This window comes from Paenibacillus sp. E222, from assembly GCF_013401555.1.
Classification (GTDB): Bacteria; Bacillota; Bacilli; order Paenibacillales; family Paenibacillaceae; genus Paenibacillus.
Genome location: NZ_CP058552.1, coordinates 4,231,286 through 4,244,741 on the forward strand (window position 1 = coordinate 4,231,286; position 13,456 = coordinate 4,244,741).

The 13,456-nt window shown below is 45.0% G+C and carries 9 protein-coding genes and 1 riboswitch; of the genes, 6 read left to right on the forward strand and 3 right to left on the reverse strand.

The window, feature by feature from the left end; genetic code table 11:
* Window positions 1-31 precede the first annotated feature (31 nt).
* Window positions 32-1,258: a glucose-1-phosphate adenylyltransferase gene (locus HW560_RS19180; protein ID WP_090899808.1), complete on the reverse strand. Its 1,227-nt coding sequence runs from the start codon at window positions 1,256-1,258 to the stop codon at window positions 32-34.
* Window positions 1,259-1,417: 159 nt separating this feature from the next.
* Between HW560_RS19180 and glgB the strand changes: the two genes are divergently transcribed.
* The 3 genes from glgB (at window position 1,418) to HW560_RS19195 (ending at window position 6,695) form a co-directional block, all read left to right on the forward strand.
* Complete coding sequence (gene glgB / locus HW560_RS19185; protein WP_256222122.1) at window positions 1,418-3,475, forward strand: 1,4-alpha-glucan branching protein GlgB; 2,058 nt, start codon at window positions 1,418-1,420, stop codon at window positions 3,473-3,475.
* Complete coding sequence (gene glgA, locus HW560_RS19190) at window positions 3,472-4,914, forward strand: glycogen synthase GlgA (protein ID WP_090899805.1); 1,443 nt, start codon at window positions 3,472-3,474, stop codon at window positions 4,912-4,914. The genes glgB and glgA overlap by 4 nt, the downstream gene beginning before the upstream one ends.
* A 74-nt stretch (window positions 4,915-4,988) precedes the next feature.
* Window positions 4,989-6,695, forward strand: a complete 1,707-nt coding sequence (locus HW560_RS19195; RefSeq protein WP_179264254.1) for a right-handed parallel beta-helix repeat-containing protein — start codon at window positions 4,989-4,991, stop codon at window positions 6,693-6,695.
* 89 nt (window positions 6,696-6,784) lie between these two features.
* Here HW560_RS19195 and HW560_RS19200 read toward each other — a convergent pair whose 3' ends face one another.
* Window positions 6,785-8,536 carry an alpha-glycosidase gene (locus HW560_RS19200; RefSeq protein WP_179264256.1) on the reverse strand — a complete coding sequence of 584 codons (1,752 nt, stop codon included), beginning with the start codon at window positions 8,534-8,536 and terminating at the stop codon, window positions 6,785-6,787.
* 244 nt (window positions 8,537-8,780) lie between these two features.
* Complete coding sequence (locus HW560_RS19205) at window positions 8,781-9,956, reverse strand: M20 family metallopeptidase (RefSeq protein WP_090899796.1); 1,176 nt, start codon at window positions 9,954-9,956, stop codon at window positions 8,781-8,783.
* A 181-nt stretch (window positions 9,957-10,137) separates the two neighbouring features.
* On the opposite strand from HW560_RS19205, the gene HW560_RS19210 reads away from it, so the two are divergent.
* From HW560_RS19210 to HW560_RS19220, 3 genes are all read left to right on the forward strand, one after another.
* Entirely contained in the window at window positions 10,138-11,601 is a 1,464-nt protein-coding gene (locus HW560_RS19210; RefSeq protein WP_090899794.1) for an ABC transporter substrate-binding protein/permease, read from the forward strand.
* Window positions 11,588-12,310: an amino acid ABC transporter ATP-binding protein gene (locus HW560_RS19215; RefSeq protein ID WP_090899791.1), complete on the forward strand. Its 723-nt coding sequence runs from the start codon at window positions 11,588-11,590 to the stop codon at window positions 12,308-12,310. The genes HW560_RS19210 and HW560_RS19215 overlap by 14 nt, the downstream gene beginning before the upstream one ends.
* Before the next feature lie 286 nt (window positions 12,311-12,596).
* Window positions 12,597-12,792, forward strand: a riboswitch (cyclic di-AMP (ydaO/yuaA leader).
* Window positions 12,793-12,794: 2 nt separating this feature from the next.
* Window positions 12,795-13,451: a 3D domain-containing protein gene (locus tag HW560_RS19220; RefSeq protein WP_179264258.1), complete on the forward strand. Its 657-nt coding sequence runs from the start codon at window positions 12,795-12,797 to the stop codon at window positions 13,449-13,451.
* The last annotated feature ends 5 nt before the right edge of the window (window positions 13,452-13,456 follow it).

A 13,456-nucleotide genomic window follows, 5' to 3' on the forward strand; every position in this document is an offset into this window, starting at 1 on the left:
CGAGCCATATGGCTCGCCTTTTCTTTATGCTTTATGAAGAAAGTTCACCAGCGCGCAAACGCCCGCTTTTTTCATAAACATCTTTCAGTATACGCACAGGTTGCGTGCGCACAGCCGGTTTGGCGGAAACAATCTCATTCGGTCCAACAACCACGATTTCATCCGCCGTGCCTTTGACAATGGCGCCGTCTTTGATGATGGCACCTTCACCAATGATGGCGCGTTCGATGTGAACACCGCGACCTACCCGTGCATTTGGCATAATCACGCTATCTTTAACCTCAGAACCTTTACCAACCTCGGCTCCGCAGAAAATAACAGAACGTTCCGCACGGCCATCAATAGCGCAGGATTCATGGATCATGGAGTGCAGGAGCTCAGCGCGTGTATGACGTGCTTTGAATGCACTCGGTTTAGTTCTCCAGTCACGAGTAAACATCGGCCAATCTTCTTTTTGCAGGCTCCAGTCTTCATCGTTATGAAGCAGATCCATGTGCGCATCCCATAAACTCTTCACGGTACCCACGTCTTTCCAATAACCATTGAAGTTATATACGAAGAGAGGGGTATTTTCATTCAACATTTGAGGAATCACATCTTTACCGAAGTCATGGCTGGATTCCGGATTTGCGGCATCTTCGATTAAGTGGCGCTTCAGGTATTCCCATTTGAACATGTAAATGCCCATGGAAGCCAGATTGCTTTTTGGTTCGGCCGGTTTCTCGGCAAACTCAGTCACTCTCAGATTCTCATCCGCGGCCATAATGCCGAAGCGATGGGCTTCCTCCCAAGGAACCTCCATAACGGAAATGGTCGCTACCGCTTCATTGGCTGTATGAGCTTCCAGCATTTCACGATAATTCATATGATAAATATGGTCGCCCGACAAAATTAGAACATTTTCGGGGTTTTGTTGGTCAATATAGTCCATATTTTTATAAATAGCATCCGCGGTTCCCAAGTATTCGTCATTTCCTGTATGATAAGATGGAAGTAAGGAAATTCCTGCCTCACTTGAAGTACCATGTCCCCAAGGTTCTCCTCCACCAATGTGATCATGTAATGAATCAGCTTGATACTGCGTCAGAACACCTACGGTGTCGATTCCTGAGTTTACGCAGTTGCTGAGAGGAAAATCGATAATCCGGTAGTGCCCGCCAAACGGTACAGCGGGTTTTGCGATACTTGAGGTTAAAGGGGCTAATCGCTTCCCTTCTCCTCCCGCCAACAGCATAGCGATGCAATCTTTATTAAACATAATCGTTTCCCTCCCAAGATATTTGTCCAGTGTAGTACATACATAAACGCAATGCGGAGCTATTGAAACGATGTATACTGTAAAAATCCTGAAAAATTACAACATTTTTTTACACACCGCATTTTTCTTTTCAACTTGGCTAGAATGGGGTAATGGTTAATGTTATATCTATTTTCTGGAGAAGAAGGTGATCTCTTGGCCATTCAACCGTTAACAAACCCGGAAATTTCGCCGGAGCACATTTATTTGTTTCATGAAGGAAACCTTCATCACAGTTATCGAATAATGGGCGCACAGCCTGCGATCGAAGATCATCGTCAGGGGTACCGTTTTACTGTGTGGGCTCCGAATGCCACAGAAGTAGGACTGGCTTTAGATCGTAATGGATGGAAAGGTGAACAGGAACCTTTATATAAGATACCCGATTCTGGATTTTGGAGTCGTTTTATTCCGGAAATCAGTGAAGGAACTTTATACAAATTCCGTATATTAACGGAAGATGGTACCGAATTGCTGAAAGCTGACCCTTATGCTTTCCAGGCGGAAGTACGTCCGCGTACGGCATCCGTCACCAGCTCCATTGAAGGTTACAAATGGAATGATGGCGCGTGGAGACGCAAACAACGAGGCGTGTATAACAAACCTCTACATATTTATGAAATGCATGCTGGAACCTGGAAACGGAAAGAAGACGGAACTCTGTACAGTTATCGTGAACTTGCAGACTTGCTTGTTCCTTATTTATTGGAGATGAAATATACCCATGTTGAGATGATGCCCCTGAGTGAACATCCTTACGATCTTTCGTGGGGGTATCAAAATACAGGATTTTATGCGCCAACCAGCCGTTATGGGCAACCTAAAGATCTGATGTATCTGATTGATACGCTACATCAGGCAGGAATAGGCGTATTGCTCGATTGGGTCCCTGCACATTTTGCCAAGGATGCTCATGGCTTGCGTTTGTTTGATGGAACGCCTTTGTATGAATATGCAGACCCACTGTTAGCAGAGAGACCAGGCTGGGGCACCCTCAGCTTTGACTACTCTAAACCAGAGATTCGTTCGTTCTTGATCTCTAATGCGTTGTACTGGATGGAGATGTACCATTTCGACGGACTGCGGGTTGACGCCGTAACCAGCATGCTTAAGTTGGATTTCGAAAAGCGGCCAGGACAATACCGAACGAATAACGAAGGTGGCCTGGAGAACAAGGAAGCTGTTGCTTTTTTGCAGCAGTTGAATGAAACGGTCTTCAAGTACTTTCCCTATGCACTGATGATGGCAGAAGAATCCAGTGCATGGCCGATGGTTACTTCGCCAGTAGATCAGGGTGGGTTAGGGTTTAACTACAAATGGAACATGGGTTGGATGAACGATACCCTTGACTACATGGAATCGGATTTTCACGAGCGTCCTTCCAAACATCATTTGCTGACATTCCCGGTCGTATACTCCTTTGCAGAAAATTACGTGCTTCCTCTGTCGCATGACGAGGTCGTTCATGGCAAAAAGTCGCTCCTAGACAAGATGCCAGGAACATACGAGCAGAAGTTTGCCGGCATGCGTGCCTTTATGGGGTACTTTATGACCTTCCCAGGCAAAAAACTGCTGTTTATGGGTGGAGAATTCGGCCAGTTTATCGAATGGAAAGACGAGGATCAACTGGACTGGTTTTTGCTGAACTACGACAGTCACCGTAAACTCCACAAGTTTGAACGGGATCTGTCCGAGCTATACTTGGGCGAAAAAGCTTTGTGGGAGCTTGATCATTCCTTTGACGGTTATGAATGGATCACTCCGGATGATCAGGACCAAAGTGTCATTTCATATGTGCGCAAAGGAAAAAAACCTGCGGATACACTCCTTGTGCTCATTAACTTTCAGCCAGTCAAGCGGGAGCGTTACCGGATTGGTGTCATGCGTCCCGGTATGTATACCGAAGTTCTGAACAGTGATCATTCCGATTACGGCGGATCAGGCATTATCAATGATATGCAGCTTACTACTGAAAAGATTCCTTTTCATGGGCAACCACATAGTCTGGAAGTTGTTTTGCCACCGCTAAGCGTAGTTATTTTAAAAAAGAACACACGTCGGAAAACGGATGCATTGCCCCTTGAAGTTCAATCCGTCAGAGAAAAAGCCAGTACCACTAAAACCAGTAAAACAAAAGATAGCACTACAGTTAAACCCAAAAGGAGGACGAAGGCATGAATATTCTATTTGCTGCTGCTGAAGTACATCCATTTATCAAAACAGGAGGCCTTGCTGACGTCATCGGCGCATTACCACAGGCATTAAAGAAAAGTGGGGCAGATGTTCGTGTTATTTTACCCAAATACAAGGGCATTGCGGGTGAGTATAAAGAAGCGATGGAGCCTGTCATCACAACAGATGTTCCTCTGGGTTGGCGCAGACCTTATTGTGGAATCGAGATGCTGGTTCATGACGGAATTCCTGTCTACTTTGTAGACAATGAATACTATTTTGGACGAGATGGCGTGTATGGGTATATGGATGACGGGGAGCGTTTTGCCTTCTTCAATCGTGCTGTTCTCGAGGTGCTGCCGCAAATTGAATTCAAGCCGGATGTGCTGCACAGTCACGATTGGCATGCAGGCATGATTCCTTTATTACTGGAGGCTCATTATGCGCATGATTCCTTCTACAGTGACATGAAAACCGTTTTTACGATACATAACCTGTTATATCAAGGTGTGTTTCCACATGATTTATTCAGTGATCTGCTTGAGCTGGATGATCGGTATTTCACGGTGGATGGGGCAGAATATTATGGCAATGTCAATTTTCTCAAAGCAGGAATCGTTTTTGCGGATCATGTAACAACTGTCAGCCCTACCTACGCCAAGGAAGTGCAAACTTCCTATTATGGCTATGGTCTGGATGGGTTGCTCAGCTCATTGGGCGATCGTTTCAGTGGGATTGTGAACGGTATTGATACCAAGAGTTACAACCCCGCAACGGATCATAAAATTGCGGTTAAATACAGAACCAGCCTGTCCAAGAAAATCGAGAACAAGATCGAGCTGCAAAAGGAATTAGGATTGCCTGTACGTCCGGATGCTCCACTAATGGTGATGGTTACAAGGCTTGTGGATTCCAAAGGGTTGGATCTGGTGTGTCGTGTATTGGATGAATTATTGTATTATGACGACATTCAGTTCGCAGTATTGGGTACTGGGGATCCGGCTTATGAGCACTGGTTCCGTGAGGCAGCTAATCGTTATCCGCTAAAAATGTCTGCTCAGATTACGTTTAATGATGGGTTATCCCGCCGTTTTTATGCAGGCAGTGATCTGTTCCTGATGCCATCGAGGTTCGAGCCATGTGGCATTAGCCAGCTGCTTGCACTCCGTTATGGCAGTGTACCGCTTGTCCGGGAAACAGGGGGTCTGAACGATACGGTGCAGGCATACAATGAATTCAGCGGAGAGGGGAATGGATTCTCCTTCACCAGCTTTAACGCACATGATATGATGAACACCATTCGCCGTGCTGAAGAATTTTACCGTCAGCCCGAGCACTGGAAAAAAATCGTGAAAAATGCAATGAGCGGAGATTATAGCTGGAACGTCTCAGCAGAAGAGTATATGGATATTTATCGCCGCATAATGCTTGAATCTGTGAAATAGATTTGCACAAATCAGCCGCAGTATATTCGTACTGTGGCTTTTTTGTACGATCATAAGGAGGAGGCGAATTTAAAATGAACAACTACATTAATTTTACCTCTACTTACAATCCTAATTTGCAGGCTTTAAGCAGTGCCGACGGGTATGATTCCGTCAAAATGAATGAAATGTTTGGCCAGATCATGGGTAATATCGCCTCTGTACAATCCACGCTGACAGGTAGCCATATTGATGTAAGGAATTTTGCTCCCGGAGATGGAAGCGATCAGACAGCTCAGATCAAAGCTTTTTTTGACTCGGCACAGGAAGGTGACGTTTTATTATTTACATCAGGGCACTATAAAGTTGTTAAGACGGGCTGGTTTTATACGTTTAGCGGCAGATCCGTCATCATCAAGGCACTGCCAGGTGCAATATTGGAGGTCTCGGATCAAGGACTCCGAATTGAAGGAAGCAATCATGTAGAAATTAGTGGTTTAACCTTGGTTCGCACGACTCAAGCAGGTTGGAGTAAAAACAAGACAGGGCTTAACATCGAGAATTCGAGCAATGTACTATTGCAGCATAATGATATTAGTAAATTTACCGATGGCATTGGAGTGAATGGTTCCAGCAGTCAAGACAATCCCGCCCGAAATGTCGTCATAAGAAACAATAAGCTTCATCACTTGGGAGAAGAGCCGATTGCAGTTCGGAGTCATTTGGTTTTTGTGGTGATTCGTGAGAATGACTGTTACCGCTATCTGGGGGATGGCATCCTGGTCAAGGGAACATGGCATGTTTCGATCACCGACAACTTTCTGCACACTCCTGTATTATCCAGTGATTCAGATTTTGCTTCTTTTTCAGGCGGACAACAGGTAAATAATATGCCTACAGTCGGTGGTGGGATTACCTGTAACAATGAGGGAGGAGAGACTGGAGCCAAAAACCTGCACATACATGGCAATAGCCTGATTGGAACAGCATTTGGTGTGGGGCTTATCGGTTTTGAAGGCGCATTTGTAACCTCCAATGTCTTTAAGGATATCAAAATCACGTCTGTTATTTCAGTATCTTTCCTTCCCTCCCAATATAATCCTAATGACTTAAGCAACCATCTGTTTGTAATCCAGGGTAACCTGATCGACACCATCTCCAGGTCAAGTGCTACTGCTGCCATAGAAGCGAAAACCAGTACGGGTCCAGAAGGCATGGACATCGGAGTTATATCAGACAACATTATTATTCCTAGAGGTAAACACTGGGGAATTGTGGCGGATGGTCATATTATCGTAAAAGGCAATTATATTGCCCAAGCGGGCATTGCCATGGATATCGCTAATGGAGTGATTGCATCAAGCAACATCATTGAGCCTGGCTTTGAAACGACCAATCCTGACCGGATGGTCAGTCTGCATAATGATTGTACCTTTTCTCATAATTCAGTTGCAGGAAAAGGTACATGTATTCAATTACGTGGCTCCAACAATATCATTACTGGAAATCGCTTAAAATATGAGGGAACATGGTGGGCAGTGCATCTGGACATGGTTAATAACACGGTGGAGGGCAATATCATAACAGATAACATGCTGATGGTTGCGGCAAGTGCGGCGGGACGTTATCTCTTTGGCGCAAGTCCCTTCACAAACGGGAAAAACATAGTTGTAGATCTAGTTAAGGATAATAATGGAACGTTATATCAATTCGTAAATGAAATGGTCATGCAGGGTCCGAATTCTACGCGGTGGAGAATCACCATAGATGCGAAAGGGGATTTGAAAACGACGAAGTTATAGCTTCAGTAAAGTCTTCGTCAGAAAACTCCTGAAGCATCTAATGATCCATTAAAGGGTCGTTCCATATTTCAGGAGTTTTCTGGCAAGTATTAGCTCGGTTCCAATTGTCTATACAAAATGCGGTATCCATAAGGATCAAGTTTAATATTCATCATGCCATTGGTGGGAACAACAGCATCTTCGGTTAAGGCATCTTTCCAGTCCATGGTTTCCATTGGATGTGACAGGGTACGTTCTTGCGGAGTATTGTTCATCCACACCGTAAAGTGGAGAGTGTCATCCATACGTTCATATATGATGCATGGATCGTTGTGATCGGCCTTCAGAAAACGGAAGCGGCCTTTGCGCAGAGACTCATTACTTTTCCGCAAATCAATCATCAGACGGTAGAAGTCATAAAGCTCCTGATCTTGCTTGGCAGGATCCCATTGCATGCATTTACGACAATCCGGATCACCTTCTCCACGTATACCCACCTCATCCCCATAGAATATACAGGGCGTACCAATATAAGTGAAAAGAAACACAACCGACAATTTTAATCTGCGTTTGTCTTCTCCAGCTCGGGTAAGCAGACGTGGGGTGTCATGACTGCACAGCATGTTGAAGATGACTTCATTCGTCTGTTGCGGGTAACGCATAATGAGTGATCCCATCTCGTTAGCGAAGTTATACCCATCCATCGAACCACAGAAGAACTCAAGCACCTTGTCAGCAAAAGGGTAGTTCATTACGGAATCAAATTGATCTCCCATGAGCCAGGTGAGGGAATCACTCCATACTTCGCCTACAATATAGGCTTCCGGATTGGCGGTTTTGACCACTTTGCGGAAATCGCGCCAGAAATGGTTATCCACTTCATTCGCAACATCGAGTCGCCAACCGTCGAGTTTAATCTCCTTGATCCAGTATTCAGCCACATCAAGCAAATAGTCTTTTACTTCGGGATTAGCAGTGTTGAACTTGGGCATATTGCCATAAAATCCAAATGTATCGTAGGTTGGGATACCATCCTTGATCTGCACCGGATATTCATTGATATGGAACCAGTCTGCATATTTGGAATTTTTGCCGTTCTTCAGTACATCCTGAAAAGGAGGGAAGTCTTCGCTGCAATGGTTAAAAACCGCGTCAAGCATGACCCGGATTCCACGGCGATGACATTGTTCCGCCACTTCTTTGAGTAGCTCATTATCCCCGAAATGAGGATCTACTTTTTTATAATCAACGGTATCGTATTTATGGTAGGAGTTTGCTTGAAACAGCGGGGTAAAGTAAATGGCATTAACACCGAGCTTAGTCAGATCATCCAGGTGATTGAGCACCCCCTGCAGGTCTCCGCCAAAGTAGTTATCCAGTTCAGGTCGGCCACCCCATTCCTGGGTTCCTTCAGGGTTCAGGTCGGGATTGCCATTGGCAAACCTTTCGGTCATGATTTGGTAGAACACGGCTTCTTTGGCCCATTCGGGAACCTTAAACACATCGATTTCATGAATATAGGAAAATTCATAATATCCTCCGGTAGGATATGGCTGAGCATAATGAATTCCGTTATCAGCCAGATAAATATTTTCGGTACCAGCGGTAATGCGGAAGATGTATGTCAGGCGCTTGAATTTGGGCTTAACTGCAGTTTCCCAGTAATCAAACATACTGTCGGAAGCCGCTTTCTCCAGTTGAATTTCTTTATAGGTTCCATTCCAATCATATTTATCACCAGTCAGTGCAGTCACATATTGCACATCGTTTCTCTTCGTTCGTACACGCAGGTGAATCGTCGAGGGATTATAAGCATAGGCCCATTTATCGCGGGGAACGTGATACATCGCTTCGAGCAGCATGACAACACCTCCTGAACTCAAGATACAGTTATAGCTATAAATAACCAAGTTAGAGAGCATATGAACCATAAGTGCGGTCGCTAAATGTAAGAATTTCAACATTTTTCAATGTTTTCTTTTCACAGCATCTCCACCTTGTGTCCGTATATACGTACTTTTCAAAACAAAAAAAGGTGCCCCTTAAGACCTGAAATGCAGGTCATGGGGAACACCCTAGGTTAATATACAACAGTTCACGAAAAACTTAGCGACTCGCTTGCTTAAACTCTGTTTGAATGGTTTGCAGCAGCTCAGGCTGTGTAAGAACATCATAAGCAGTTGCAGCAATTGCCTTGGCTCCAAGGATCATACCATCCAGGGCCCGTTCCTGAAGCGCCAGATCACGGAATTCAATGGAATGAAGCGTATGAACTTCGTCCACAACACGGATATACGGATGGATTGCAGGACAACGCAAGGATACGTTACCGATATCCATGGAACCATGGTCGTTGCCACTGACGATCTCTTCTTGAGAAATGCCGAGTTCAAGCAGATTAGCACTGAATGCAGCAGATAACGATTCATTCGTGACCATCTCATCATAGGATGTCTCGTAATTGGATGTCACAAGCCGGCATCCGGTTTGCAGAGCAGAACCTTCCGCAATCTGAATTACACGTTGAGTGAGAATATTCAACTCTTTTCTCGTTGAGGCACGTACATAGAATTGAGCAGAAGCGTAGTCAGGAATGATGTTGGCTGCCTGTCCTCCGCTGTTGATAACCCCGTGGATACGAACCGTACTTTTCACTTGTTGACGGAACGCATTAATGCCATTAAACGTCTGGATAACCGCATCCAGGGCATTGATGCCTTCATGTGGACTTGCAGCAGCATGCGAAGATTTCCCATGGAATTCAAATTGTACGGCATCAATAGCCAGGGAGCTGCCAGATTTCTCATACGCGTAATAAGGATGCGCCATCAGTGCGATATCACAGTCATCGAATAAACCCGCTTCAGCCATAGGCACTTTGGCCCCACGTGTTTCTTCCGCTGGTGTACCGAACACTTTCAATGTTCCGCCCACTTCATCCAGTATGGACTTCAGACCTACCGCAGCTCCGAGGCTCATCATGCAGATCAGATGGTGCCCACAAGCATGACCGATTTCCGGTAGTGCGTCGTATTCACATAACAGGGCAATGGTCGGACCTGGCTTGGATGCAGCATACGTACCGATGAATGCGGTGTCCAAGCCCAGGACAGGAGCTTCTACGGAAAAACCATGGTATGCAAGCTCTTCTTTTAACCGGGCAGAGGCGAGGTATTCTTCATTCCCAAGTTCGGGATTCGCACCAATGTATGATGAAATCTCTTTAAAACGGGAAGCATATTGATCAATTACAGTGAAAATTTGTGTTTTGGTATGTGTCATGCTGGACTCCTTAAGCAAAAATGAAAATAATTCAATAATTATATCATAGTTGCGGTTATTTTTCAGAAACTAGTCAGGATTTGTAATGTCGAAATGCATTGCATAATCATGCATTCTACTTTATAATGACTCAGGCATCAACAACAGAAAGCATACAAAGTATTATAAGGGGAGAACAGGGTTGAAATTGATTAGTCGTTACACCATGATGCTGCTAGCTCTTGTGGTCTTGTTAACTACGGTTGCACCTGTTGCGTCGGCAACGGGAACTACAGGCAATTCAGGCAGTAAAAAGCTGGTGCTCGGTACAAGTGCCGATTTTGCACCATATGAATTCCATAAAGTGATTGATGGTAAAGACCAAATCGTCGGATTTGATATTTCGATTGCTAAAGAAATTGCTGCGGATCTAGGCGCAGAGCTTGTAATAGAGGATATGGGTTTTGACGGACTTCTTCCTGCGTTACAGAGTGGTCGTGTGGATATGGTCATCTCTGGAATGACGCCAACGGATGAGCGTAGACAAAGCATTGACTTCTCCGATACCTATTATAAATCCAAGCAAGTCATCATGATTCGCAATGCGGATAAAGATAAATATCCAACCATGGCTGATCTGGAAAATGAAAAAATTGGTGTCCAAAAGGGCTCCATTCAGGAAACGATTGGCCAGGGAATCCCCGGCGCAAAACTGACAGCACTTGATAAAATATCTGATATCGTACTGCAATTGCAGACCAATCGTGTAAATGCTGCAATCGTTGAGGATACGGTAGCTGCCGGTTACCTGGATGATGTGATTGGACTAGCTCCGGCTATTCCGGATGAAGAGCAGGCCGAAGCGGCAATCGGGATTCGTAAGGGCAATACGGAATTGCTGAATGCAGTGAACGGAACGCTCGAACGTCTGAAAAGCGAAAATAAAATCGATCAGATGGTCACTGAAGCAAGCCAGTTGATGGCAGACAAGGTGAAAAAAGATCAAAACATTTTTCAAGTGTTCTGGCAATACAAAAGCTTTTATGCAACAGGTGTGGGTTACACCCTATTACTGTCTGCACTCGGTGTAATATTCGGGGTAATTATCGGTTTGATCATCTGTCTGTTACGTCTGCATGACGTCTCAATTCTGCGTTGGATTGGAACAGCTTACGTTGAAGTTATTCGTGGTACACCAATGCTGGTTCAATTGATGATTATCTATTACGGGCTTGCCTTGACGTTCGGTATTACATTTTCGCCGCTTCAGGCGGGGATTATCACACTATCCATTAATAGTGGTGCCTATCTTGCGGAGATTTTCCGTGCTGGTATACAGGGTGTGGATCGCGGCCAACTGGAAGCAGCTCGTTCCCTAGGAATGGGCAGAGGTGCGGCCATGCGCTTCATCGTGCTCCCACAAGCGTTCAAAGCGGTGTTGCCGGCGATCGGTAATGAGTTCGTGACCATTATCAAGGAATCCTCCATTATCTCGGTTATCGGTATGGTGGACATTATGTACCAGGCAAGTGTGGTCAAAAATATTACGTATCAAGGGATGAATCCATTCCTGATTGCGGCAGCCATCTACTTTGTGCTGACGTTCATTTTGTCCAAACTGCTGGGTCGACTGGAAAGGAAGTTGGGTGCAAGTGATAGACGTTAGACAATTATATAAATCCTATGATAAGAACGAAGTGCTTAAAGGCATTAACGTAACGATTGGCAAAGGCGAGGTTGTCGTGGTCATCGGTCCGTCCGGATCGGGGAAAAGTACCTTTTTGCGTTGTCTGAACTTACTGGAGAAACCTACTTCCGGTGAGATTAACTTTGAGGGAGTTTCGATCACTGACCCGAAACACAACATTAATGCAACTCGTGAAAAAATGGGGATGGTATTCCAGCATTTCAATCTGTTTCCGCACAAAACGGTGCAGCAGAACATTACGATTGCTCCCATTAAAGTGAAGAAACAGCCTGCACATGAAGCGGAACAAATCTGTGCAGATTTGCTCAAGACGGTGGGCCTCTCTGACAAAAAAGACGCCTATCCAAATCAGCTGTCCGGTGGACAGAAACAACGGATAGCTATTGCAAGAGCGCTCGCGATGCAGCCGCATGTCATGCTCTTTGACGAGCCAACGTCTGCACTGGACCCTGAAATGGTGGGTGAAGTCCTGGATGTTATGAAGCGGCTTGCAGAGGGCGGCATGACCATGGTTATTGTGACGCATGAGATGGGCTTCGCACGCGAAGTGGGTGACCGCATCCTGTTTATGGATGGCGGGGTAATTGTAGAAGAAGGAACGCCTGCTGAAGTGTTCGGTGAGCCCAAGCATGCACGTACACGTGACTTCCTTGCTAAAGTGCTCTAATACATCCAAGTTATTCAGGATGAAGATCAGGATGAAATTGCAAAATCTATACTTTGGATGAGAATTTCATCCCCTCATACATCCCTGTCGACGACCCGTCGGCAGGGATTGTTTTGTTATGTAAGGAAACGCACGGATTAACATAAAAAGTAACGTTTCTGTCATCAGCGATATAAGCTCAAATAGACATTTTTTTGAAAAAAACCGCTTAGATTCAGCCATGATGTTGAAGTGAATTAGACAGATGGTAACATTTACTACGACTCTTGGTTACAAAATTGTGATATATTTGTTCCTGCCGAAACTTCCGGAGTTGGGAGTGCGGGGGATGTAACGATGCAGAGTGTGCTTGGGGAAGAATCATTTGCACACGGCTTGGGGTGAATTAGGGCTACATATATTTGAATGTAATTGAACCTATAGGGTGGTTTCCTCCATCCGAATCCGACAACTAACTTCGCAGGCATAATGAGGGAGGAAGACCATGATTAACAAGAAACGTATAGCCAAAACAGCAACAGCTTTGCTGACAGCAGCAATGCTCATTCAGGCCGTTCCGGCTCATGCTGATTCAGTTCATGTGGCCAAAGAAGGGGATACCTTCTACACCTTATCCAAACAATATGGAGTTGGACTTAACGCTCTGATCAAAGCGAACAATGACATTTCAGCTTACAACATTTATGGTGGTTTGAAAATTACGATTCCTGGTAAAACAGTGAACACAGCTTCGGCTGCAGCAGCTAAAACAATCACTACTGCAAGTCTTGACGTTAACGCGGATAGTAAAGTTGTACAAGCCTGGGGAAAAACGTTTGATTACAGCAAAGCGGTCGACGTAAAAGCAACAGCATACTCCTCGGATGCTTCCGAAAATGGAGGATGGGGTGCTGTGGACTACTTCGGTAACCCGCTCGAATTGGGCACTATTGCAGTAGACCCAAGCATTATTCCATTGGGAACTAAGGTACTGGTGACAGGTCATACACACCCAGGACTGCCCAAACAGGCATTTGTTGCTACCGCTCGTGATGTGGGCAGCGCCATTAAAGGCCATAAGATCGATATCTTTATTCCTGGCAGCAAACAATCCGTGAGCACATTTGGTATTCAGGATGTTGAACTTTACATTTTGAAATAAAAATC